Origin of the sequence: Cronobacter sp. HA18006 (assembly GCF_011605445.1) — a bacterium.
GTDB classification, from domain to species: Bacteria; Pseudomonadota; Gammaproteobacteria; order Enterobacterales; family Enterobacteriaceae; genus Cronobacter; species Cronobacter sakazakii.
The window spans coordinates 414,278-437,907 of the sequence record NZ_JAANQB010000021.1 but is presented as its reverse complement, the minus strand read 5'-3'; the positions used below and the strand labels follow the sequence as shown (position 1 = coordinate 437,907).

Below are 23,630 nucleotides of genomic sequence, written 5' to 3'. Positions count from 1 at the left end.
TAAAAAAGAGGCTATAAAGCCCCTTCATAAAGTAGTATCAAGATATCGAAAGGATTCACGAAACAAAGCCCTGTGAACCCTCTTCCTTTGCCCCTTGCCGCTATATCAGTTCTCAATGCTGCCAGTACTGACACTCTCAGCCGATTATTAGCTACTAACCTTTTGTCAGAGGTGTATTTTTCGCCACTTTCGCAATGGTAGCTCTAGAGCAACCGATTAACGCCTGAATTTTGTTCCAGCTTTTTCCGTCAGACAGTAATTCTTGTACTTTATTGTGTAGACTCTCATCTACCGGGCGGCCTCGATACTTTTTCTCATTTTTGGCCTTTTCAATACCCTGCATTTGCCGTCTGCGGCGATCTTCGTAGTCTTTGCGGCTGATTGCCGCCAACATATCCAGCATCATTGAATTCATTGCTTCAAACATACGGGCGGTGAATTCGTCCTGAACATTTAAAAGCTGGTGGCTTGTGGGTAAATCCAACGACACGACTCTGATCCCCTTAGACTCAATAAGCCCTCGAAGGGTTTTCCAATCCTCACTAGTAAGGCGGCTGATTCGGTCAATTTGCTCACAAAGCAAAATGTCACCACGTTCTGCTATTTCCAAAAGCAGGAATAACTGAGGGCGTTGCAGGCTTGCACCTGATTCATTCTCTTTGAAGTACTTTGATACCTTCAGATCATGCGAATGGGCAAATGCCTCTAACTCATTAAAGGCTCTGCCTGCATCCTGCTCCTTCGTCGAAGCTCGAAGATAACCCCAAACTCTCATGACACACCCCATCGGTCTGTTTTATGTGGTTCATTATATTTGGTTCATTTTAAGTTGTAAAGTTAATTTAATGAACCAGCCTTGCTGGTGGTCTGGATTGGTCTGCTTGATGTATACTTATTCGACACCGAGTTCATGATGGATAAGCTTTCATTAGCAATTGATTGCCTCCGAAAGTCTATAACCAGAGGCTACTGAAGCCGCAGCAATTCAAGGCTCATGTATGCACTACTAGATTTGCTGGTGAAATCAACAGTACGTTTGATTTGCATTTTTACTCTAGAATTCAGTCATCTTTTCGGGGTTATGGATAATTGAATGCACACTTCGATTGAAGTACTCAGCCAAGCAAGTTTCAAGTCGGTTCTTGGCAGACCTAATGAAGGCCAAATGGCCTTAACGCTTTTATGCCTTGTTGATTGGCCTGACGGAGTGCAAAGGCAATCATATGTGAAAATATTTACTAAGGAAGAAAGCATTGGTGTCTTCAATGAAGTTCTTGGGTACCTGCTTACCAAATCAAATGATCTTCCTGTAGCCCCAAAAGCAGGCATATTGATATTGCCTGATGGTATCATTGATTCAATTGACAAGCCCATATCGCCAATTGCCTTTGTTAGCTCCAAAGTTACCGGACATTCTCCGGCTAGCTATTACAACATTGGTGATATGATTAAATTTGAGAGTCTTAGATGGATTCTCGATGGATGGGAAAAGTTACATAAAACGATCGCTTTTGATGAGTGGGTCGCAAACCAAGATAGAAATTTAGGGAACTTGATCATTGATTCACACAATCAAGTCACCCTTATTGACCACAGTAATATGCCTGTAGATCTCATGTGGTCTCCTGAAGACTTATCCATAACTATCAGCCCAGTCAATAAGTTGGAAATGGCCCTCCGAGCCGCACCAACCCTTCCTCAGAAAATGGATATAGTAAATGGAGCTAGCGGACAAACTGAAGCATTGGATATCGTAATAGCAGAGATTACTTATTGGTGTGAAAAACTTCTGAATCCGCAAGCAAAAGATTGTTTATTGGAATTTTTGAGTCATCGTGCGATTTTTTCCAAAGAAAGATTAAGCAGAAGACTTGGTGTACTGGCGGGGGTCGCGTGATTAACTTTGATTCTATCCTAAGTGAGCATTCACATCAGCCGATTGTCAAAGGTGAATGGTTTACAATTCAGTGGTGCCCTGATGTTGCCACAGGAGAAAAACTCAATATCGGTGTATGTTTCAAAGATAGTTTTGGCGGGGTATTTGTACAAACTCTTGAGTATTTTGACAGGATTTCTTGCTTGTACTCTCATGGCATGACATTTCACCTTAAGTTGGCTTGTGAAGTGGCTAGGGAGATAGTACTTTCAGGGGAAGTATTTTTATCAAATCAATGCCAGAATTTAACTTTTAAAAACAATGGATATGCTCAAGGTGAATCAGCAGACGACATAGTATCTTCTCTGTTTTCAAATGTTGTTCCTTTATCGGTAAAAGTGACAAAAAAGAGAGAGAAAGTTTACACTCCAATTTCAAGAGATCGCCTTTACAATATAATGGATGGCTACCTCAAACAACACCTTGAATACGAAGAATATTTTGAGATGCGAGACCCATCCCCTTTAAAAAGAATTACACTGGGGCAACAATCGCAAACAATTTATCTTCCTTACAAAGCCAAGACCTCACTCGGAACAATAGCGTCAGCAGCCTATTCTGATGAAAATTTAGCCAAGTGTCATTTGTATGATGCTCAAAGAGATATCTCATTAGCTTTGAATAACTACGATGAGTATAAGTGTGGAGCGATTTTCATATTGTCTCCAAACAATGACCTCAAAGTAGACAAACGTGATCAAGTAGATTTAGAGATTGATAAGTTTTGCTGGTATTTGAAAACACAAGCCATAGAAACCGAAGTCGATAGTGACCCATATAGTTTATCCGACAGAGCTATCCATTGGTACCGTAGGAAGGCTGCCTGATAATATTCCTAGTTCACAAGAAAACCGTCCTTTGGCGGTTTTTTGTGTCGAGAATATCCAAGATTTCCAATCATTGATTTTTAACCAATGCAGGGTTGGCGAAAAGTTCAGTACTGAGATCTGAGTACACGGCATTTGGTCGGCGAGGTTGAACCTGCTCAGACGAACGAGATTTTAAATCGTGCAGAAAAATACTGACTGTACTTTTATCTCAGTAAACGATCCCTTTAGATTTTTTGCCAAAAATCAGGAGGGCAGGGATTTGATTATTTTTTGTACTAAAGGCCAGGTAATCTTAGCGAAATAGTTAAGCAGCCTAATACAAAGGCTGCCATAAAGATTGCTAATGTTTTATAACTTATTCTATTTGGAACATGTTTGTCTTGCCTGTGCGATATTACCATCAGTTTGAAAGTATTTCACATAAACCGTTATAGTTTTATCATTTAATTTAGACAAGTAAAATTTATAGGGTGAATTTTGATCCTGATATATTGATGAACCGTCTTGTGCAACCATCTTTAATGGTAAAGACGCAATGGTAACAACCGTATTCTTGATTGATAATTCACTAATTAATTCCTTCTCTGATACAGTATAAGTATTATACATATTGTCTATTGTATTTTCATTTTTATCATCATATAAACTAGATCTATATATCAATCCTCTAGGTGTATTCAATGTGTCAGAAAAGTTATCACAACTATAACGACCAGCTATTATTTCATTATCAGTTTTATTAACTTGCTCTGGGCCGGAGGCAGGGACCACTGCTTGTGATACAGTATGAGTGGGTTGCTTAACTTGGTCTGATTTATTTTCACCTAACATCATATTTAAATCACTCATGCGAGCAATGTATGCGTCTTTTAGAGACTGAGCAGTAGTAGCTTTATTACGCACATTTTTTAGCCAACTCAGTTGGGATTTTTTGATAAGTTGAACGTTATCTGGATTTTCTTTGTTAACCTTCTTGTATAAAATACTTAACTTGTCATCCAATGTTGATAATGCTGGCGTTGTACAAATTGTTAGTTCTGTATACCCCTTAGCTTTGCTACAATCAAATGATGCTGCCATTGAAATCACTGGCATACTCATGATTATTACAGATAAAGGAATGGTTGCTATTTTCATTTAAATTTTTACCCATATATATGAAACGATAATGCCGCTAAATTATTTAAAAAATAAACTATTTTTGATGGAGCTTAAATCAGGTAAAAAACTATCCTAACATTCCACATTAGTACTATCGAATTCGATAGTGCTATACCACGTTACGCATAGTATAACCTCGAATGTTATAATTATCGCTACTGTTCTTTCTTACTCAGAACGATCAAGTACCATGTACGCTGGCTGACACATGCTCCCACGTTCCTGTAGCCAGTAGTAATCAAGATCAGCTACACGCACGTCCAATCCAGAATCAACACGGTTGATCTGTAACCGTAGCCCTACAGCATCCTTGTACGATAAACCAGATTTAACATTGTACTGGTACTTAACCCCACCTTCTTCTTCAAATGACTTGAGATAAGGCGTCATTTGTTCCTGAATTTCCTTTAAGCAAACAACTTCGTTATTAAAAGTAAATGGTTTTTCTATTTTCCCATCTGGTACAGCCGCAACTGACACACCAGAGCAACAAAATAACAGTACTGCGATAAAAGCCTTTTTCATATTAATATTCCTTATTGAAGATTAGTACTTAGTACTTCACCAGTATCAGCATTGAACGTACAGGAGTACTCAATATTTTTAAATGCACCAAAACCGTTTTGAGCCTGTGCTCTGTGCCCGTAAAGAGTGACTAATTTCCTGCTTTTGTCGTACCAGCTATACGAAGAGAATTTTGGTTCGGTAATTCCGTCAGTCCATTTAAACTGATACTGAGCAGAATTTTCTACAGCTACCTTACAAATATAATCTCCTGCTTTATGTTTCGAAGCGTAGCAATGAGCATCATCGAGACATTTAGCTTCTTCCTCTTTGGCCTGTTGTTCTTTTTCGGCGGCAAGAGCGGCATCCTGAGCGGCCTTTTCTGCTGCTTTGATACGTTGTTCTTCGGCAAATTTAGCGTAATCAGCAACATTAGTAATGTTATTTTCACGAGCAATAGCAAACTCTTTACCGTCTTTAAATCCAAGTTTTTGTGCTCTGGATTCATCGCTTGAGGATCGGGCAGCACTTGCCACGATAGCAAGACCAATAATAAGTACCGGAACCGTGTAATTATTCACGAATTTATAGGACAAGTACTTAGATTTCAGAGTTCCAAATGCCAGTACTCCCCAGACTATCGCCGTAATACATGCCAATAGTTGGCACAATCCAGCGGCTGTAAGCATCACTACCGACCAGATCCCCGTACCGATTGCGAAAAGATCACCAAATTTCTCCATTGACGCAAGGAATAAAAATACTCCCCAAATACCATAGATTCCTATTTTTAAATATTTACTCACAGCAATTATCCTTTAAGAATATTCCAAATCGATGGTTCATTCCATTTTAATTATCGGCAAGAATTCGTTTACCTTTAGGAATTTCCATTAAAAAGGGATCCCCCCAAAGTCCATAGATTATCAGTTGTACAACTCTCACAGCTTTATCACTCCCGTTAGCTTCTTTCAGACCAAAAGTACGGACTGAAACCATCCGTTTTCACGCTCTCAAGAATATCACGTACATCCAACAATGATCGATATTAACGATCAATAATAAGAAAACGATCGTTTAAATCTATCAAGATATATTAATCCAATACAAATCAATAGGTAAAAACGATCAAGGGGATTCGTAGAACTTGAAAAAGGCTATGTATCTGATTTCAATGCGAGGAGTATTTGCTGAGCACTATCTCAGACGCTCTTAAAGCGTCGCTACGGCGTTTTATGAGGTTTTGTACATTCAGGTATGTCAGTGATGAACAACACGTTAAAGGGCTTCCAGTGCGTTTTGTCGGAAACACCATCATGGAAAGGGATTGATCGCATCGGGTTCGCTTCGCTCTGAGCAGTACTGATAGTGCTTTTCCAGTAACTGAAACAGCAGATACTCCACTAAGTACACAAAGGAATCATTAGTAGAATAAGTGATGAAATAACAGACAGTTATGTACTGACAGACAAAACAAAAAAACGCGATTAGTTCGCTCTGCCAGTGACTGAAAGGAACGCAGCAGTAGAACCGAATCCAGCGAACAGTACTCGCTTGCGGGTACTGTTTAAATGTTTTATCTATATAAACAATTGGATAGCTATCAAGTACTCACTGCGTGAGCACTCTCACTAACTACCCGAAACAGTTCGCTTGCTTCGCCGCTCCTGCTTTCAGGTAGTTAATTCGCCTTTGCTCGTTGTGATGTCTGAAATTTATTACCTTAATACTCTTATAAGGTATTATTTTTCGGACATATATTGGTTTTATGATGGTGTTTCTGACAAAGAAGCGGGACTATTTCTGTTTTTTTTGTACTGCTTTTTCGTACTTCTCGTACATGGCGTCCCTTTCCTCAGGACTGAGATCTTCGTTAGTAGGACTGGCAAGAAACGCCCTGAACGCTTCTAACTCAAGCCCTGGATATCTGCCTTTCCAGCGGAGGAAACGCTTTGCTTTAGTACCATCAAGAGTGAAACGCCTTTCCTTGTTCATTGAACCTTGCGGCCTGCCTCTCTGTCCTTGCTCGTCATCATCAATACCGAGATCTATGTACTCAATATTGTCAGTAAGAGATCTGGCCTGCCATTCATCAAAAACATAAACGGTCTGCGTTTCAGTACTGTCAAAATTCCTCGAAATCCCTCGTAGTACGAACTGGTGTAGACTTTCGTATTCCCTTGCGATGTGTATCGCCTCGCCGTCAATCTTAAAGAACAATTCACACTGTTTAGCTTCTGTTTCAGAGGGACGCATACAGGCCAGCCAAACGCACGTGAGCAAGTGTTGGTACTGGTTGAATCCTCTGGCATCCGGGCTTATCTCTGTGCCATTCTTGAGGCTCTGAGAGTCACTTTTGTTCTTCGTCCAGTAGAAGTCTTGCCCGTCAAGTCTGGCATCGAGGAAGTCGTATATTTTTTGTACTTTATCAGGGTTGTTAGTTTTCCATGTCCTTGATAATTTGAATTTTTTAGAGAAGTAATAAACCTTTAGCCTGTCTTTGAGTTCTGTTTCTCGTGTCTGTAATCCTTCAAGTTCAGTACTTTCAAATAGTTCTTTATTGCCTTTATAGATCAATGAGTTTTCGAAATTAGCTCCGAGAAAGGTGATTGATACGTCTTTGTACTTATTGAGATCTTTCCATGCGGTAATATTAAGCTGTTCCTTTTCCGCATCGATAAAGTACTCATTATTCATTATAAAAAGATCATTATCATTCAATACTGAAAGTTGATTTAAAATGTTCCTTACTACATCCCCCTGTACTTCTGGGTTTCTTTCAGCCGCAATATACATATTTCTGTCATCTAATGGCTGTACTTTGTGGATTAAAACATTACGGATGACGTTTTTTATTTCAGTATTACCTTCATTTATATTCTGAAAAGAGTGAAAATTAGTCACGTCGTCAATATATACATTCCAGTTAGATAACAATTCACGAGGTATTTTGAAAAACGTTTTATCTGTTATGATTAATGTTTTATTACTTCCAGATGAAAGAAATTCAATAACTGAACTAATAACGCTTTCATCTTTTGAAACTGTATCCGTAATAATACACTCACAATCATTAAGTTTCTTCGCTGTCTGCTTAATAAGCTCTTGTGTGTTCTGTACTAAAATATATCTTTCAGTACTGTTATTGATTATATTACATATAGCTGTGGTTTTACCTGAACCACACTCAGCAGATACGTACTTAAACTTGTTATAAATAGGTGTAGGATTAATCATTTGTACACGCTCCATATTGATTAATTTAGAAAGGCCGATTCGTTCCAGTGAGTCGGCCTTTCGTCGTTTTAGTTATTAGTATTTAGAGTACACATTATCAAACCTTAATCCCAAGCAATAATAAAACACATAAAAAAACAGAATTAATTACCAATTAGATGCTCAACTGTTTTTAAGTCATCATTCTGGACACCCATGTACAGTATTTCACCATTTTTACTATTAATTACGATAGCTTGTTTTTCGTTAATGGCTATGTAATTAACAACTAAAAATATAGCATCACTATAGCGTTTTACAATAATGTTTTTAATTACACGTCTAATCTTGATATTAAAATCGAGTCTTATATCTACATTCGTTGGATCGCGTAATTCCTCTGAATATTGTTTCAACTCATCAAATGCACTGACATTCACATTCAAATGTTTTAGATTCGATATTTCAGATTCAATTTCTCCTATTTTTTTCTGTAAGTTTTTCAAAATTCTCCTATCATTAGGATCGGGTATATCCTCTTTCTCGATATCTTGTAATATCTCATCCTTATACTTTATATGTGTTAACAACTCCATTGAAAGATGATTTACTCTAATCTGAACTTCAGATTCATTCGCATTTAATGATGAGAAATCAAAATTCCTGATATGTTGCAATAATGCATTTTCAAAAAACTTGTATTTAAACCCACGTTCCTGACATCTATCAATCTTAACGAGACTGCCACCACAACGAAAGTATGATTCACCATTAGATTCAATACTGTTAACCTGAACATATCTACCACATTCCATGCATATACATAAGCCAGCAAATAAATTATTTGCCTTGCGATGGATTTTACCAATGGGATTCCGCTGTTTCCGTAGTTGATCAACAATATGGAATAGTGATAAATCTACAACTACAGGATAGATAACAAGACCACTCAATTTTTTCCTGCCAGTTGAATTGAATTTCCCGATCAATCTCTCATCTTTTATTATCTTGTTTAAATGAGCAATAGTTGGTTCACTATCATTGATTAACATACTCCTTTCTTTTAATACATCGCGTATTGCTGCCGGACCGAAACCGTCAGCATACATCTGGAATATAAGATTGTACTTTTCCTTCTCCCCTTCTTTGATTACATATCCATTGTTTTTTACTTCCAACCATGATGGGACTCGATTAGTCAGTACTGCTTTACCATCGATTGCGTTTTTAATTCTTTCATCCCAATTTTTGATACTCAATCGGGCTTTGCGTTTACTCTCGTTATGAGCACGCTGTAACCCGCCCGTAATGATACTGAGGTCACTACTGGAATGATGTATTGTTTCAGTTTCTACTTCATGGATATCACATCCGGCAGTAATCAAATTGAGGAATAGATTAGCGGCTTTAATTGGTTCTGCTCGACTAAATCGATCAAGGTTCTCGATGACTAAAACCGCATTGATAATCTTACGTTCCAATACATCATCAATAAATGATTTCAGCACTGAACCATCTTCTATGTTCTTACCGCTATACGCCGAGATACCTTCTGCGAACAACCAGTTAACAGATCCTAACTCGTATCCTCGATTATGTAGAGAATCATCGTATGCAGCAACGTAATCTCGCAGCATTGTTTGCTGTCTCGACATGCCATAACCATCTTTAGCTTGTCCTCTCGAACTGACGCGAGCATAGCAATACACCGCTTTTTTCATTTAATTTTTCCTAAAATCACTACAGTAAAAAGTAGTATATCATGGTGGTGATAGGCATCATCGCCATACTTAGCGCCATTGGCGTACCGGCATATCAGAATTACCTGCGCAAAGCAGCGCTGACGGACATGCTGCAAACCGTTATCCCTTATCGCACCGCTATTGAGCTGTGCGCTATCGATCGCGGTGGGCTTAGCAGCTGTGATGCAGGCGCAAACGGCATTCCGGCCCCTAAAACCACCCGTTATGTGAGCGAAATGACTATCGCACAAGGCGTGATAAGCGCTACCGGGCAGGATAGCCTTAACGGCTTATCGGTGACGCTCACACCGCAGTGGAACACCACTAACGGTATGGAAGGCTGGAAGCGAACCTGTGATACCAGCGATACCGCATTGAAGCAGGCCTGCGAAGACGTCTTTCGCAGCTCGTTACCTTAAGCGAGGACGCTGCAATGCCAATCGATTACCTGCATACGTTATGCCAGCGCTATAACGCTCTGGTACTGGATATCGATGACGCCACGGTGCATATCGCCGTGGCGGGCGAACCCAGTAATGAGCTGATGGATGCGCTACGTTTTTCCACGCACCGGCATATTGATATTGAATGCTGGAGCCCCGAACGGCTGGAAAAAGAACGGCAACTGGCGGCAGAGCCGTTACGCCAGACAGCTCAGGAGGAAACCGCTTCTGTGGTGGAGCTGGTTAACCAGACGCTGCAACAGGCGCTACAGCGGCGCGCTTCCGATATCCACTTTGAGCCTGCCGAAGCGCACTACCAGGTAAGATTTCGTATCGACGGCGTTTTACATCCATTGCCGCCGCTACCTGCAACGCTTGCTGATGCGCTGACGGCGCGTCTGAAAGTACTGGGTAATCTTGACATTGCGGAGCGCAGGCTCCCGCAAGACGGACAATTCAGCATCGAGCTTGGCGGGCGAACAGTCTCTTTTCGCATCTCTACCCTGCTTTGCCGCTGTGGCGAAAAGGTAGTTTTGCGTCTGTTACAGCAAACGGAACAACCACTGGAAGTTCAGGCACTGGGCCTGGCGCAGGCGCAGCAGACGCTTTTTTGTCAGGCGTTACAGCGCCCTCAAGGGTTAATCCTGGTGACTGGCCCGACAGGGAGCGGTAAAACCGTCACGTTGTACACTGCGCTCAATACACTTAATGCACCGCAGGTGAATATCTGTAGCGTGGAGGACCCCGTCGAAATTCCTGTAACGGGCCTGAACCAGACGCCGGTGCTGCCGAAGGCCGGACTGACTTTTCAGGCGGTGCTACGGGCGTTGCTCAGGCAAGATCCTGACGTAATCATGATTGGCGAGATTCGCGATCTCGAAACTGCTGAAATCGCGGTTAAAGCGGCGCAGACCGGGCATCTGGTGCTCTCCACGCTTCACACTAACTCAACAACCGAAACCCTGGTGCGGCTTGAACAGATGGGTTTGCCGCGCTGGATGCTTGCCTCCGCACTTGAGCTGGTCATCGCACAACGGCTGGTCAGGAAGCTTTGTCCTTACTGCCGCGTCTTTTCACAGGAACCAGTGACGCTCCCGGCTTCGCTCTGGCCGCGCCCGATTCATCCCTATAAGGCCTGTGGGTGTGAGCGCTGTTACGGCGGTTATTACGGGCGTATCGCGCTTTTCGAGCTGCTCAGCATTAATGCCGCGCTGCGCCAGACTATCGCCAGCGGCGCACCGCCTGAAGAGATCGCTTTACAAGCGCGGGCGCAGGGCATGACCACTCTGTTTGAGCATGGGTTACAGGCTGTTGAAGCGGGGCTGACGACGCCTGAAGAGCTTTATCGCGTTTCGGGTATGCCGCATGGATAACTTGTTATGGCGTTGGCGCGGCGTTAATAAAGAAGGCGCAAGCTGCGAAGGCATGGTCTGGGCGTCAGATAAAATCAACGCATCGCTGCAGCTGATGGATGACGAGGTGCAACCTTTCATGCTTACGCGCGCCAGCATAAACCCACGCCACTGGGGCAGCGAACATAAAATTCTGGCAATCCGCCAGTTGGCGGCCCTGCTCCAGGCAGGCGTCAGCCTGACGCAAGGGTTGATGACGCTGGCAAGCCAGCATCCCATCGCACAATGGCGCGCACTTCTTGGGGAACTTGCGAAACAGCTCGGTCGAGGCGTCGCCTTTTCAGAAACCTTGCGCCAGTGGCCGGCGGTTTTTCCGCCACTTTATATCCTGCTTATGCGCACCGGTGAACTGACCGGAAAGCTTGACGTATGCTGCCGGCAGCTAGCGCAACAGCAGGAAGATCAGCAAAAACTGCGTAAGCAGGTCATTAAAGCGATGCGCTATCCGGCATTTATTTTTACCGTCGCGTTGTTGCTGACACTCGGGATGACCTGCTTTGTTCTCCCGCAGTTTACGGCTATCTACCGCTCCTTCAATACGCCGCTGCCGCTGGTGACGCGCGCTGTTATCGCATTGTCTGAAGCTTTGATACAGCACGCCGCCTTGTGGCTCAGTGTTCTGGTGATTACGCCTGTGGTCATTATCAGGCTTCGCCGCAGACCACAATGGCAGCTACGTGAGGCCGCATGGCTGCTGAAGATGCCGCTTTTTGGCGCGCTGATTCGCGGCCAGCAGCTCAGCCAAATCTATACGGTGCTGTCACTCATGCAGCGCGCCGGTATTCCGTTACTGCAAAGCCTGGGAAGTGTGGAAGAGACGCTGGCATCGCCGCTGTGGCAACAGGCTGTCGGGCGTGTTAAAGCAAGCATCGCCGGTGGCCTGCCGTTCTGGAAGGCTCTGGAACAGGAATCCGTTTTTACCGCCCTGTGTATTCAACTGGTTCGTACTGGCGAAGAAACCGGCTCGCTGGATCTGATGCTGGAGAAACTTGCCGAATGGCATCTCGGCCAAACGTCTGAGCGCGCACAAACGCTGGCGGCCACGCTGGAGCCGCTCATGATGATGGTTATCGGGTTAATCGTCGGTACGCTGGTGGTGGCGATGTATCTGCCGATATTCCGGCTCGGGGATGCGATGAGTGGAATGAATTAATGCTGGCGCAAGAAGTGCGCCAGCAAAATGTTCAGCCCCTCAGAGACTGTTGAATACGCGGTTTTCCTGCTCCAGCACACGAATAAACGTGGTGCGCTTGGTCAGTTCTTTCAGACGAGAGGCACCGACATAGGTACAGGCAGAACGCAGGCCGCCCAGGATGTCGCGCGCGGTGTTTTCTACTGGCCCACGCAGAGGTAGTTTAACCGTTTTGCCTTCTGCAGCACGATACTGCGCTACACCGCCAACGTGACGATTCATGGCGGACTCAGAGCTCATACCGTAAAAGAGCATGAATTTTTCACCGTTCTGCTCAACGACCGTACCGCCGCTTTCGTCATGACCGGCCAGCATTCCGCCCAGCATGACAAAATCTGCGCCGCCGCCGAAGGCCTTGGCCACATCGCCTGGTACAGTGCAGCCACCATCGCTGATGATCTGGCCGCCGAGGCCGTGTGCAGCATCCGCACATTCGATTACCGCAGAAAGCTGCGGATAACCCACACCGGTTTTTACGCGTGTGGTGCAGACAGACCCCGGACCAATACCGACTTTAACGATATCGGCACCCGCGAGGATCAGTTCTTCGCACATTTCACCGGTGACGACGTTACCGGCGATAATCGCTTTATCAGGCCAGGCGGCACGTGCTTTAGCAACGAACTGCACGAAATGCTCTGAATAGCCGTTCGCAACGTCAATACAGATAAACTTTAAGGACGCAGAAAGCGCGAGGATTTCCTTGGTTTTTTCAAAATCAGCGTCTGAAGTGCCCGTAGATACCATGACGTGCTTCAGCACATCCGGAGAAACGGCGTCAATAAACCCTGCCCAGTCCTGAACGCTGTAATGTTTATGCACCGCCGTCAGGATATCGAAACCAGCCAGCGCCTGCGCCATTGCGAAAGTCCCGACGGTATCCATATTGGCAGCGATGATTGGAACACCGGACCATTGAACGCGGGAATGTTTAAAAGTGAACTGGCGCTCAAGTTCAACGTCAGAGCGGCTTTTGAGAGTGGAGCGTTTCGGGCGGATAAGAACGTCTTTAAAACCTAACTTCAAATCTTCTTCAATACGCATGTGCGATTCCTGGTTAATGGCGATGAGCACAGAACATGTGCGGCGGGACAACAGCCAACTCCAGTGACGTTATCATACGCACTAATAATGGCGCCGCAAGACTGCGAAAGCGCGCTTTTTTACGCTACAATCCTATAAATTTACCTTGCGCACGGGGTCGATAAGCGAGCCCGCTGGTGACGTTAATTCGTTCTGCGTAACCTTTTGAAAAGACTATTTTTTATATTATTCACGCAGACTTCAACACTTTGGGATGATGGCTTTATGGTTTATACGGTAGCACTGACGGGCGGTATCGGAAGCGGCAAAAGCACAGTCGCTAACGCCTTTGCCCGTCTCGGTGTAACCGTTGTTGATGCTGACATCATCGCACGCCAGGTGGTAGAGCCTGGTACGCCCGGATTACAGGCCATTATTGCGCGTTTCGGCTCGACCATTTGTCACGCCGACGGCACGCTTAATCGCCGCGCACTTCGCGAAATCATCTTCTCAAGCCCGCAGGAAAAAGCCTGGCTGAATGGCCTCCTGCACCCGCTTATTCATCAACAGACGCAGACTGAAATAGCACGCGCCACGTCGGCCTATGTGCTGTGGGTCGTTCCGCTGCTGATTGAAAACCAATTACACAGCAAAGCTAACCGTGTGCTGGTGGTGGATGTCACCCCCGAAACACAGATACAGCGCACTATGCAGCGCGATGGGGTTTCTCGCGAGCATGCTGAGCTTATCCTTAATGCACAGGCCACACGTGAAGCCCGGTTAGCGGTCGCTGATGACGTCATAGATAATAACGGCTCGCCGGAAACGATAGAGGCTGATGTGGCGCGCCTGCATCAGCGCTATTTGCAACTGGCGGCGCAGGCCGTACCACAGGAAAATAAGTAATGCAGACTCACGTTCTTTTTGAACATCCCCTGAATGAAAAAATGCGCACCTGGCTGCGTATCGAATTTCTCATCCAGCAAATGAAAGCGCTGCTGCCTGTCAGCGATCATGCCTCTGCGCTGCACTTCTTTCGCAACGTCGGCGATTTGCTGGACGTCTTTGAGCGTGGTGATACCCGCACTGAGCTCTTAAAAGAGCTGGAACGTCAGCAGCGTAAACTGCAAAGCTGGGCAGAAGTGCCGGGGGTGGATAACGAGCGCATTGAGTCGCTGCGCCACGAACTGAAAGCACGCAGCAGTATGCTGATGGCCGCCCCTCGCCTCGGGCAAACATTGCGTGAAGATCGTCTTATCGCTCTGGTGCGCCAGCGACTGAGCATTCCGGGCGGCTGTTGCAGCTTCGATTTACCGCTGCTGCACGTCTGGCTCTGCTCGCCGCAGGAAGAACGTGACGTTCAGGTCAATAGCTGGCTGGCCACGCTGCAACCGCTGACGTATACACTGGATATGATCCTCGATCTTATTCGCCAGTCAGCGCCGTTTCGCAAACAAACCAGCCTGAATGGGTTTTATCAGGATAACGGCGATGATGCCGACCTGCTGCGCCTGCAACTTCCGCTTCAGGAAGCGCTTTACCCACAGATTTCCGGCCACAAGAGCCGTTTTGCGATCCGCTTTATGCCGCTCGACAGCGAGCATGGCCGCGTACCGGAACGGTTCGATTTTGAACTGGCCTGCTGTTAAGGAATTATGATGTCAGACGCTACTATTGTTAACTGCCCGACCTGCGGCAAAGAAGTCATCTGGGGCGAAAAGAGTCCGTTTCGTCCTTTCTGTTCAAAACGCTGCCAGCTTATCGATCTGGGTGAATGGGCCGCTGAAGAGAAACGTATTCCCAGCAGCGGCTATCGCTCCGACACCGACGGCTGGAGCGAAGAAGAAAACCAGCCTTAAGACTGCGCGCGAAGCTTAGCAATCACAGGCTCGTTGGCGGGCGGAAACGCCTGCGCATCCAGAGCCTGTTGATGCACCCAATGCCCCGGTTGCCCTTCTTTGCCCCACGGCTCCCCTTCCCAGCTTTCTACCAGGTAAAACCACAGGCTGATGTGGCGGTCCGGGAATTCATAATCCAGCGTTTCAAACAGCATGGCGGAAGTTACGGTTATGCCGGTCTCTTCCTGAAGCTCGCGGCGAAGCGCCGCTTCAGGCGTTTCGCCCGCTTCAATTTTACCGCCAGGGAATTCCCATTTATTCGCCATATGCGCATCGGCGGCACGTTGCGTAATAAAGATTTCGCCTTTTGCGTTACGCACGATACCTACCGCAATCTGTAATTTTTTCATGCATTTCTTCCTGTAAAAAAGGCGCAGATATCTGCGCCTTTTATGTCGGTTAACAACCGGTTAGCTTAAGCGGCCGTGGCACTGCTTATACTTTTTACCGGAGCCGCACGGGCAAGGATCGTTGCGGCCGACTTTACGCTCGCCGGTCTGCTCAGCGAGTGCTGCGGCGGCAGCGGTTTCGTCGTCCTGATGGCTGAGCTGCTGCATCTGCGCCAGGCGCTCCGCCTCTTCGCGGCGCTGCTGCTCCATCGCTTCCACTTCTTCCGGCATGCGCACCTGCACTTTGCTGATGGTGCTGATTACTTCATATTTCAGCGATTCCAGCATAGCCGCAAACATGGCGAACGATTCGCGCTTATATTCCTGCTTCGGATCTTTCTGTGCATAACCGCGCAGGTGAATACCCTGACGCAGGTAGTCCATCGCCGCAAGGTGCTCTTTCCAGAGGGAGTCCAGGGTTTGCAGCATCACGCCTTTTTCGAAGTGACGCATCATCTCTGCGCCCACGACTTCCTCTTTACGCGCATACACTTCTTTCGCGCTTTCCAGAATACGTTCACGCAGCGTTTCTTCGTGCAGCTCTGGCTCTTTATCCAGCCACTGCGCAATTGGCAGTTCCAGATCGAAGTCGTTTTTCAGGCGCTCTTCCAGACCCGGAATATCCCACATATCTTCCAGCGACTGCGGCGGGATATGGGCATCAATGGTCGCTTTGAAGACGTCTTCGCGAATGCTGTTGATGGTTTCGCTGATATCCGCCACATCCAGCAGTTCGTTACGCTGGGTGTAGATAGCGCGACGCTGGTCATTGGCCACGTCATCATATTCCAGCAGTTGCTTACGGATATCGAAGTTGCGGCTTTCCACTTTGCGCTGCGCGTTGGCGATGGCCTTAGTCACCCACGGGTGCTCAATCGCTTCGCCCGGCTTCATGCCCAGTTTACGCATCATGTTGGCGACGCGATCCGAGGCGAAAATACGCATCAGCGCATCTTCCATGGAGAGATAGAAACGGGAAGAACCCGGATCGCCCTGACGGCCAGAACGGCCACGCAGCTGGTTATCGATACGACGCGATTCGTGGCGCTCGGTACCGATAATATGTAGGCCACCTGAGGCCAGCACCGCGTCGTGGCGTTTCTGCCAGTCGGCTTTGATCTGCGCAATCTGTTCTTCACTCGGCGCTTCCAGCTCGGCGACTTCCGCCTGCCAGCTACCGCCCAGCATGATGTCGGTACCACGGCCTGCCATGTTGGTGGCGATGGTGACCGCACCCGGGTAGCCCGCCTGCGCAACGATATCCGCTTCGCGGGCGTGGAATTTGGCGTTCAGGACGTTGTGTTCGATGCCTGCTTTGGTGAGCGCCTGAGAGATAACTTCAGATTTCTCAATAGAGATAGTCCCCACCAGAACCGGCTGGCCTTTGGCGGTGCGCTCTTTGATATCTTCAATGATTGCGTCGATTTTCTCGGCTTCGGTCATGTAGACCAGATCCGGCAGGTCTTTACGAATCATCGGACGGTTGGTCGGTACCACGACGGTATCGAGCTTATAGATAGAGCTGAATTCAAACGCTTCGGTATCTGCCGTACCGGTCATCCCCGCCAGTTTTTCATAGAGACGGAAATAGTTCTGGAAGGTGATAGAAGCCAGCGTCTGGTTTTCATTCTGGATCTCTACGCCCTCTTTGGCTTCCACCGCCTGATGCAGACCATCAGACCAGCGGCGACCCTGCATGGTACGACCGGTGTGTTCATCGACGATAATGACTTCGCCATCTTTGACGATGTAATCAACGTCGCGGGTAAAGAGCACGTGCGCGCGCAGCGCGGCAGTCACGTGGTGCATCAGCATGATGTTGCCCGGCGAGTAAAGCGATTCGCCTTCATCCATGATGCCTTCTTTCACCAGCAGCTCTTCAACTAACACCAGACCGCGCTCGGTCAGGTTAACCTGACGCGCTTTTTCGTCCACAGAGAAGTGGCCTTCGCCCTGGAAGGTATCGGAGTCTTCTTTCTCCTGACGTACCAGATGCGGGATAATTTTGTTCACTTTCTTGTAAAGCTCGGAGCTGTCTTCGGCCGGGCCGGAGATAATCAGCGGCGTACGCGCTTCATCGATAAGAATGGAGTCAACTTCATCCACCAGCGCGTAGTGAAGCTTACGCTGCACGCGCTCTTCCGGGCTGAACGCCATGTTATCGCGCAGATAGTCGAAACCATATTCGTTGTTGGTGCCGTAGGTGATATCCGCGGCGTAGGCTTCGCGTTTTGCCGGTGCCGGCATGCCGGACATGTTAACCGCAACGCTCATGCCTAAAAATTCAAATAGCGGGCGGTTGTTTTCGGCGTCACGCTGCGCCAGATAGTCGTTGACGGTGACCACGTGAACGCCTTTACCGGTCAACGCGTTCAGATAAGCTGGCAGCGTCGCGGTCAGGGTTTTACCTTCACCGGTACGCATCTCCGCGATGCAGCGATCGTTAAGCACCATGCCGCCCAGCAGCTGAACGTCAAAGTGACGCATGCCGAAGACGCGCTTGCTTGCTTCACGTACCACCGCGAACGCTTCCGGCAGCAGGTTTTCCAGCGTTTCGCCTTTTTCCAGACGCGCGCGGAACTCTGCGGTTTTCGCTTTCAACTCTTCATCGGAGAGTTTCTCCAGCGCTGGTTCCATGCCGTTAATAAGCGCAACGACCTTACGCATACGACGTAAAGTACGATCGTTACGACTCCCAAATACCTTGGTTAACATTTTGATCAACATAATAAATTCTCTGAAGCCTCGCACAGGCAAAAAGTAAATGAATAAGAATGAAAATACTCAGGCGAGGAGACGAGGACCGGCGCGGATACCCTGTACCTGGCGAATCCAGGCAGAGACCGTAAAAGAAAGAGGAGGAAGCAAACGCGGTGCGGGCTGCACCTGCGCGGCGGCAGGCTGTAAATCCTGCGTTAGCATCGCGCTCAGGGTGTCCAGCAGCGCGAGATGCTGTGCATTTAGCGGCAGGCTTTCTTCCATCGCCATCGGCAGCGCCTGCGGCGCCATGGCGAAAGAGAGATGACGGATAACGGTGCGAATGGCGTGCTGCTGCCAGTAATCCACCCCGAATGACGCAGAGCGACGCGAGGTTTCACTAATCAGCGCCAGTGAATCAAAACTGCGTAACGTACCGGTATGGCTGGTGCTGGCCTCGGCAGGCGCGGCGGGTTCAGCGTTGTTATTAAGCGCAGGCAGGCCAAGACTGGCCGCGACCATCCCCAAAAGGAGATGCGGCCAGAAATAGCGTCTTCCAAACTGTCGCCAACGCGTGAATATACCAGGCACTGTAACCCACCGGATAACGCCGGCTTTTGCCCGCGTTATGTTGTCTGTTAATAAGGGGATAAATATTACCATCATTCCCGCGAGGCGGCAGCAGTATCACTGCGATACCTTACGCAATCCGCACAAGAAACCAGCAGTTAATCATCAACAGGGAGATGGTAAAGCAGGGTAAAAGGCGAAGAGAAAAATGGCTGTTTAAGAGCAATAAAAAACGACTGGTGAACACAGGCCGGAGAGAGTACCTGGTCTACCAGTCGTCTTTAATCAGACTATGCTGTTACGCCAGCACCAGCGACGGCGCCTTGAAGGCCAGAGGCAGTTCAGCCTCGTCTTCATAGGTGACATATTCCCAAGCTTCTTGTTTCGCAAGAACCGCCTGCAGCAATTTGTTGTTCAGCGCATGACCAGACTTATAGGCGGTAAACGCGCCGATAATGTTGTGGCCACACATGAACAGGTCACCAATCGCATCCAGCATTTTGTGACGAACAAATTCGTCTTCAAAACGCAGGCCGTCTTCGTTCAGTACGCGATAATCGTCAACAACGATGGCACAATCGAAGCTGCCGCCCAGGCACAAGCCGCGGGACTGCAGATATTCGATATCACGCATGAAACCAAAAGTACGAGCGCGGCTAATCTGGCGCATGAACGCGTCTGCAGAGAAATTCATGCAGTAGCGCTGGTTGCTCGCATCAATCGCCGGGTGGTTGAAGTCGATGGTGAAGTCCAGGGAAAAACCGTTGTACGGTTTAAATTCCGCCCACTTATCGCCATCTTCAACACGCACGGTTTCTTTAATGCGCACGAATTTCTTCGCCACATTCAGCTCATCAATACCTGCGTCAACGAGCAGGTAAACGAACGGTGCAGCGCTGCCATCCATAATCGGGATTTCAGGCGCATCCACTTCGACGATGATGTTGTCGATACCGAGGCCTGCCAGCGCGGCGTTCAGGTGCTCAACGGTAGAAATCCGCACATCATGCTCATTCACCAGGCACGTACAGAGCATGGTATCACGCACAGATTTGGCATCGGCCGGGAAGTCTACCGGAGGATTCAAGTCGGTGCGACGATAGATGACCCCGGTATTTGCCGGCGCAGGGCGCAGCGTCAGGGTGACTTTTTTGCCGGTATGTAAACCGACGCCAGTCGCCTGAACGATACGTTTAAGAGTCCTTTGTTTGATCATCGTATAATCTCGCCAAATAATTCACCTTACCGATAGTGTACATCACAACCGGTGGGCCATTTTAGCACAAAGAGCGAATATGCCCAACTTCCGGCTTATTCTTAATCAGCCTGCTTACGCAGAAACGCCGGAATATCCAGATAATCTGGCTCTTTTGCCGTCTGCGGCGTCGGGTCGTTAACCACTTTAGAAGCCGGTTTCTGCTCCTGGGTCAGCGGCGCCATACCGTGCTGCTGATAACGATCCATTGCAGGCTGCTGCGTCTGCTTATTGGTCACCAGCGTGATTTCAGGACGCTTATCCATGCCGATACCGGTCGCAACCACAGTCACGCGCAGTTCGTCGTTCATATCCGGGTCGAGAGACGTACCGATAACCACAGTTGCGTTATCCGATGCGAAGGCACGGATGGTGTTACCCACGGTTTCGAACTCATCAAGACGCAGGTCGAAGCCCGCCGTGATGTTGACCAGAACGCCGCGCGCGCCGGACAGATCGATATCTTCCAGCAGCGGGCTGGAGATGGCCATTTCGGCCGCTTCTTCTGCACGGTCTTCGCCGCTTGCCACGCCCGAGCCCATCATGGCGTAGCCCATTTCAGACATCACGGTACGCACGTCCGCGAAGTCGACGTTCATCAGACCCGGACGCGTAATCAGCTCGGCGATACCCTGCACCGCGCCTTTCAGCACGTCGTTCGCAGCACCAAACGCGTCCAGCAGAGAGATCCCACGACCCAGCACTTTCAGCAGCTTGTCGTTAGGGATGGTGATCAGGGAGTCGACATGGCGGGAGAGCTCGGCAATACCCTGTTCGGCAAAAGCCATACGCTTTTTGCCTTCAAAGTTAAACGGCTTGGTCACGACAGCCACGGTCAGAATGCCGAGGTCTTTCGCCACTTCAGCGACAACCGGCGCAGCACCGGTGCCCGTACCGCCGCCCATACCGGCTGCGATAAACACCATGTCAGCGCCATCTAACGCAGCACGCAGCGCTTCGCGGTCTTCTTCCGCAGCGTTGCGACCCACTTCCGGGTTTGCGCCCGCACCCAGACCTTTAGTGATGCCACTACCAATCTGGATGGTCTGGCCGACTGCGGTTTTACGCAGCGCCTGGGCATCGGTGTTGACTGCGAAGAATTCAACCCCTTCGATGCGCTCGCGCACCATATGTTCTACGGCATTACCGCCGCCGCCACCGACGCCGATGACTTTAATCACCGCGTCGTTGGTCAGTTCCATAGGTTCAAACATAATGTCTCTCCGTTTTGTGCCTTTCGCCTGAGACCGATAATTTTGTCTGGTCTCTGAAAAAAATTAAAACTCTTTTCGCAGCCAGCTGTTGATCCGTTTGATCCACGAGCCGACTGAAGTCCGTTTTTCCACTTCCGCCTCACCGCTTAAATGCGATTCTTTACCATAGTGAAGTAAACCCACCGCCGTGGAGTAGTAAGGCTCCTGGGCGTAATCGGTAAGGCCAGTAATATTTAAGGGTTGCCCGATACGCACCTGCGTATGGAACACCCGCTGCGCACACGCCGCCAGACCTTCAATTTGCGCCGCGCCGCCGGTTAATACAATCCCCGCCGCAAGATGATGTTTCACGCCTTGCTGGCGAAGCTGCTCCTGCAATTGCAAAATTTCTTCGTTGACCAGATTAAGCAGCTCGGTATAACGCGGCTCAATCACTTCCGCCAGCGTCTGGCGCTGGAGGCTGCGCGGCGGACGACCGCCTACGCTCGGGACTTCAACGCTCTCGTCTTTGCCGACCAGCGACCCGAGCGCGCAGCCATGGCGCACCTTAATTGCCTCAGCATCGCTCGGCGGCGTGCCGAAAGCATAAGCGATATCACTGGTCACCACGTTACCGGCATACGGAATCACTTTAGTGTGACGCAGCGCACCACCGGTGTAGACCGCGATATCCATTGTACCACCGCCGATATCCACCACGCAGACGCCCAGCTCACGCTCATCTTCCGTTAAGACGGAGTAGCTTGAGGCCAGGCCCGCGAAAATAAGTTGGTCAACTTTCAGGCCGCAACGTTCCACTGCCTTGACGATGTTTTTCGCCATGTCATTGTGGCAGGTGATTAAATGTACTTTCGCCTGCATGCGAACGCCGGATAAGCCAACCGGGTTTTTAATCCCTTCCTGGTAATCAATAGCGTATTCCTGAGGAATCACATGCAATACGCGATGTTCATCGCGAACGCGTACTGATTTTGCGGTATGGACAACATTTTCAACATCTTCCTGCGTCACTTCCTCTTCGGAGATCGGTACCATACCGATTTCGTTCTGGCAGCTAATATGCTTGCCGGAAAGCGCCAGATAGACGGAAGATATCTGGCAATCCGCCATCAGTTCGGCCTGGTCTATCGCGCGCTGAACACACTTCACCACCGATTCCAGATCGTTAACGCCGCCTTTGTCCATCCCGCGGGACGGACAGCTTCCCACGCCAATGATATTGATCATACCGTCGGGCAGAACTTCCCCTACCAAAGCGGCGACCTTCGCAGTGCCAATCTCCAGTCCAACTACCAGTTTTCTGTCCGTCGCCTTAATCATTGTTGCTCTGCCTGTGCCTGATTCTGTTGCTGATTAATTTCCTCAGTGGGGGCCGGCTCCCAGCCGACCGCCGCGCCGGAGTCGTAGCGTAAATCGACATAGCTTATCTGCTTATGGTCAGTTTGCGCTTGCTGTTGCAGAACCGGGTACAGCTCTACAAAGCGTTCCAGGCGTTTCATTGTGTCATCCCGGCCAAGATTGAGCTTGATATTATTGCTCAACGTCACCTGCCAGGAGCGACGCGCGGTCATCGCCGCTTCCTTCAGTGTAAATTTATCTTTCGCCAGCACCTGCCCCATCGCGCGAAAACCTTGCAGCACTTCGTTCTCGCTACCTTCCGGGCCATAGAGCAGCGGTAAGGTCTGCTTACTGGCGCGATCGGACGGCACGCTGAAGGACGTACCGTCGGTGTCGATCATGTGCTGGTCATTCCAGCGTGCTATCGGCACATATTCAACCAGATGAATCTTCAATTCGTCCGGCCATTGCTTTCTTACGCTTGCCTGCTTGATCCACGGCAAACGTTCTATCTGATTCTGGATGATATTCACGTCCTGCGTCATAAACGTGCCCGGCGCGCCCAGCGCCAGGATGGACTGGCGAATATCATCATTGCGGGTGTAATGGCGCTCGCCCGTTACCACCAGCTTTGAGAGCGGCAGGCGCTGGGCGTCTTCCATCCACCCCAGCACCATCCAGCCGCCGAATATCACGGTTAACACGACCGCCAGCAGAAAGACGATACCTGCGAGACGGGTCCCATTATTACGGCGCGAAACCGTATTTTCTTCAGGACGATTTTTCGTGTTCAGCGCAGCCTGCGACATA

Annotated in this window: 22 protein-coding genes; 8 read left to right on the top strand and 14 right to left on the bottom strand. The window is 48.3% G+C overall.

What is annotated here, in order from left to right:
* Nucleotides 1-154: 154 nt before the first annotated feature.
* Nucleotides 155-775 carry a recombinase family protein gene (locus G9X48_RS14200; RefSeq protein ID WP_166499960.1) on the bottom strand — a complete coding sequence of 207 codons (621 nt, stop codon included), beginning with the start codon at nt 773-775 and terminating at the stop codon, nt 155-157.
* A 318-nt stretch (nt 776-1,093) separates the two neighbouring features.
* On the opposite strand from G9X48_RS14200, the gene G9X48_RS14195 reads away from it, so the two are divergent.
* Both G9X48_RS14195 and G9X48_RS14190 read left to right on the top strand, forming a co-directional pair.
* Nucleotides 1,094-1,897 carry a hypothetical protein gene (locus G9X48_RS14195; protein WP_166499959.1) on the top strand — a complete coding sequence of 268 codons (804 nt, stop codon included), beginning with the start codon at nt 1,094-1,096 and terminating at the stop codon, nt 1,895-1,897.
* Nucleotides 1,894-2,763 (top strand): hypothetical protein, encoded by an 870-nt coding sequence (locus G9X48_RS14190; RefSeq protein ID WP_032664616.1) that lies wholly within the window; start codon nt 1,894-1,896, stop codon nt 2,761-2,763. The genes G9X48_RS14195 and G9X48_RS14190 overlap by 4 nt, the downstream gene beginning before the upstream one ends.
* Nucleotides 2,764-3,126: 363 nt before the next feature.
* Here G9X48_RS14190 and G9X48_RS14185 read toward each other — a convergent pair whose 3' ends face one another.
* From G9X48_RS14185 to G9X48_RS14165, 5 genes are all read right to left on the bottom strand, one after another.
* Nucleotides 3,127-3,903 (bottom strand): lysozyme inhibitor LprI family protein, encoded by a 777-nt coding sequence (locus G9X48_RS14185; protein ID WP_139155752.1) that lies wholly within the window; start codon nt 3,901-3,903, stop codon nt 3,127-3,129.
* Nucleotides 3,904-4,095: 192 nt separating this feature from the next.
* Nucleotides 4,096-4,452, bottom strand: coding sequence for a hypothetical protein (locus G9X48_RS14180; RefSeq protein WP_166499958.1), 357 nt, complete (start codon nt 4,450-4,452; stop codon nt 4,096-4,098).
* A gap of 11 nt (nt 4,453-4,463) precedes the next feature.
* A complete protein-coding gene (locus G9X48_RS14175) occupies nt 4,464-5,237 on the bottom strand; it encodes a hypothetical protein (RefSeq protein ID WP_001579889.1) in 774 nt (257 codons plus the stop codon).
* A gap of 991 nt (nt 5,238-6,228) precedes the next feature.
* Complete coding sequence (locus G9X48_RS14170; RefSeq protein ID WP_001579887.1) at nt 6,229-7,668, bottom strand: hypothetical protein; 1,440 nt, start codon at nt 7,666-7,668, stop codon at nt 6,229-6,231.
* A 143-nt stretch (nt 7,669-7,811) separates the two neighbouring features.
* Complete coding sequence (locus G9X48_RS14165; RefSeq protein WP_001579886.1) at nt 7,812-9,368, bottom strand: recombinase family protein; 1,557 nt, start codon at nt 9,366-9,368, stop codon at nt 7,812-7,814.
* A 41-nt stretch (nt 9,369-9,409) separates the two neighbouring features.
* Between G9X48_RS14165 and ppdD the strand changes: the two genes are divergently transcribed.
* Genes ppdD through hofC form a run of 3 tightly spaced genes read left to right on the top strand, consistent with a single transcriptional unit; the run spans nt 9,410 to nt 12,397 of the window.
* The gene (gene ppdD, locus G9X48_RS14160) at nt 9,410-9,808 is read left to right on the top strand and encodes a prepilin peptidase-dependent pilin (protein ID WP_007892861.1); all 399 of its coding nucleotides are present in this window, start codon (nt 9,410-9,412) and stop codon (nt 9,806-9,808) included.
* 14 nt (nt 9,809-9,822) lie between these two features.
* Complete coding sequence (gene gspE, locus G9X48_RS14155; protein ID WP_097640983.1) at nt 9,823-11,205, top strand: type II secretion system protein GspE; 1,383 nt, start codon at nt 9,823-9,825, stop codon at nt 11,203-11,205.
* On the top strand, nt 11,198-12,397 hold the full coding sequence (gene hofC / locus G9X48_RS14150) for a protein transport protein HofC (RefSeq protein ID WP_097640984.1): 1,200 nt from the start codon (nt 11,198-11,200) through the stop codon (nt 12,395-12,397). Before gspE ends, hofC begins: the two co-directional genes overlap by 8 nt.
* Before the next feature lie 39 nt (nt 12,398-12,436).
* Here the strand turns inward: hofC and G9X48_RS14145 are convergent, their stop codons facing one another.
* Nucleotides 12,437-13,480, bottom strand: a complete 1,044-nt coding sequence (locus tag G9X48_RS14145; RefSeq protein ID WP_004388385.1) for a GMP reductase — start codon at nt 13,478-13,480, stop codon at nt 12,437-12,439.
* A gap of 264 nt (nt 13,481-13,744) precedes the next feature.
* Between G9X48_RS14145 and coaE the strand changes: the two genes are divergently transcribed.
* The 3 genes from coaE to yacG are packed head-to-tail and all read left to right on the top strand — an operon-like array spanning nt 13,745 to nt 15,318.
* On the top strand, nt 13,745-14,365 hold the full coding sequence (coaE, locus tag G9X48_RS14140; protein ID WP_038879648.1) for a dephospho-CoA kinase: 621 nt from the start codon (nt 13,745-13,747) through the stop codon (nt 14,363-14,365).
* Complete coding sequence (zapD, locus tag G9X48_RS14135; protein WP_004388387.1) at nt 14,365-15,108, top strand: cell division protein ZapD; 744 nt, start codon at nt 14,365-14,367, stop codon at nt 15,106-15,108. The genes coaE and zapD overlap by 1 nt, the downstream gene beginning before the upstream one ends.
* Before the next feature lie 9 nt (nt 15,109-15,117).
* Complete coding sequence (gene yacG, locus G9X48_RS14130) at nt 15,118-15,318, top strand: DNA gyrase inhibitor YacG (protein WP_097640985.1); 201 nt, start codon at nt 15,118-15,120, stop codon at nt 15,316-15,318.
* Here yacG and mutT read toward each other — a convergent pair.
* The 7 genes from mutT to ftsQ form a co-directional block, all read right to left on the bottom strand.
* Complete coding sequence (gene mutT, locus G9X48_RS14125; RefSeq protein WP_097640986.1) at nt 15,315-15,707, bottom strand: 8-oxo-dGTP diphosphatase MutT; 393 nt, start codon at nt 15,705-15,707, stop codon at nt 15,315-15,317. The two genes, yacG and mutT, sit on opposite strands and share 4 nt — an antisense overlap.
* Before the next feature lie 60 nt (nt 15,708-15,767).
* On the bottom strand, nt 15,768-18,473 hold the full coding sequence (gene secA / locus G9X48_RS14120; protein WP_105536302.1) for a preprotein translocase subunit SecA: 2,706 nt from the start codon (nt 18,471-18,473) through the stop codon (nt 15,768-15,770).
* Between the two features lie 57 nt (nt 18,474-18,530).
* Nucleotides 18,531-19,034 (bottom strand): secA translation cis-regulator SecM, encoded by a 504-nt coding sequence (secM, locus tag G9X48_RS14115; protein ID WP_071601446.1) that lies wholly within the window; start codon nt 19,032-19,034, stop codon nt 18,531-18,533.
* 277 nt (nt 19,035-19,311) lie between these two features.
* Nucleotides 19,312-20,229: a UDP-3-O-acyl-N-acetylglucosamine deacetylase gene (gene lpxC, locus G9X48_RS14110; RefSeq protein WP_004388392.1), complete on the bottom strand. Its 918-nt coding sequence runs from the start codon at nt 20,227-20,229 to the stop codon at nt 19,312-19,314.
* A gap of 101 nt (nt 20,230-20,330) precedes the next feature.
* The gene (ftsZ, locus tag G9X48_RS14105; protein ID WP_004388393.1) at nt 20,331-21,482 is read right to left on the bottom strand and encodes a cell division protein FtsZ; all 1,152 of its coding nucleotides are present in this window, start codon (nt 21,480-21,482) and stop codon (nt 20,331-20,333) included.
* A gap of 63 nt (nt 21,483-21,545) precedes the next feature.
* Complete coding sequence (gene ftsA, locus G9X48_RS14100) at nt 21,546-22,802, bottom strand: cell division protein FtsA (protein ID WP_004388394.1); 1,257 nt, start codon at nt 22,800-22,802, stop codon at nt 21,546-21,548.
* Nucleotides 22,799-23,629 carry a cell division protein FtsQ gene (gene ftsQ / locus G9X48_RS14095; protein WP_032988860.1) on the bottom strand — a complete coding sequence of 277 codons (831 nt, stop codon included), beginning with the start codon at nt 23,627-23,629 and terminating at the stop codon, nt 22,799-22,801. The genes ftsA and ftsQ overlap by 4 nt, the downstream gene beginning before the upstream one ends.
* Nucleotide 23,630: the final 1 nt, after the last annotated feature.

Bases quoted from the DNA above. Each gene is read 5' to 3' on its own strand.
- ftsQ (WP_032988860.1), bottom strand. From the start codon at position 23,629: ATGTCGCAGGCTGCGCTGAACACGAAAAATCGTCCTGAAGAAAATACG.
- G9X48_RS14200 (WP_166499960.1), bottom strand. From the start codon at position 775: ATGAGAGTTTGGGGTTATCTTCGAGCTTCGACGAAGGAGCAGGATGCA.
- hofC (WP_097640984.1), top strand. From the start codon at position 11,198: ATGGATAACTTGTTATGGCGTTGGCGCGGCGTTAATAAAGAAGGCGCA.
- gspE (WP_097640983.1), top strand. From the start codon at position 9,823: ATGCCAATCGATTACCTGCATACGTTATGCCAGCGCTATAACGCTCTG.
- coaE (WP_038879648.1), top strand. From the start codon at position 13,745: ATGGTTTATACGGTAGCACTGACGGGCGGTATCGGAAGCGGCAAAAGC.
- mutT (WP_097640986.1), bottom strand. From the start codon at position 15,707: ATGAAAAAATTACAGATTGCGGTAGGTATCGTGCGTAACGCAAAAGGC.
- G9X48_RS14145 (WP_004388385.1), bottom strand. From the start codon at position 13,480: ATGCGTATTGAAGAAGATTTGAAGTTAGGTTTTAAAGACGTTCTTATC.
- G9X48_RS14185 (WP_139155752.1), bottom strand. From the start codon at position 3,903: ATGAAAATAGCAACCATTCCTTTATCTGTAATAATCATGAGTATGCCA.
- ftsZ (WP_004388393.1), bottom strand. From the start codon at position 21,482: ATGTTTGAACCTATGGAACTGACCAACGACGCGGTGATTAAAGTCATC.
- G9X48_RS14180 (WP_166499958.1), bottom strand. From the start codon at position 4,452: ATGAAAAAGGCTTTTATCGCAGTACTGTTATTTTGTTGCTCTGGTGTG.
- G9X48_RS14165 (WP_001579886.1), bottom strand. From the start codon at position 9,368: ATGAAAAAAGCGGTGTATTGCTATGCTCGCGTCAGTTCGAGAGGACAA.
- secA (WP_105536302.1), bottom strand. From the start codon at position 18,473: ATGTTGATCAAAATGTTAACCAAGGTATTTGGGAGTCGTAACGATCGT.
- G9X48_RS14170 (WP_001579887.1), bottom strand. From the start codon at position 7,668: ATGATTAATCCTACACCTATTTATAACAAGTTTAAGTACGTATCTGCT.
- ftsA (WP_004388394.1), bottom strand. From the start codon at position 22,802: ATGATTAAGGCGACGGACAGAAAACTGGTAGTTGGACTGGAGATTGGC.
- G9X48_RS14195 (WP_166499959.1), top strand. From the start codon at position 1,094: ATGCACACTTCGATTGAAGTACTCAGCCAAGCAAGTTTCAAGTCGGTT.
- yacG (WP_097640985.1), top strand. From the start codon at position 15,118: ATGTCAGACGCTACTATTGTTAACTGCCCGACCTGCGGCAAAGAAGTC.
- ppdD (WP_007892861.1), top strand. From the start codon at position 9,410: ATGGTGGTGATAGGCATCATCGCCATACTTAGCGCCATTGGCGTACCG.
- lpxC (WP_004388392.1), bottom strand. From the start codon at position 20,229: ATGATCAAACAAAGGACTCTTAAACGTATCGTTCAGGCGACTGGCGTC.
- zapD (WP_004388387.1), top strand. From the start codon at position 14,365: ATGCAGACTCACGTTCTTTTTGAACATCCCCTGAATGAAAAAATGCGC.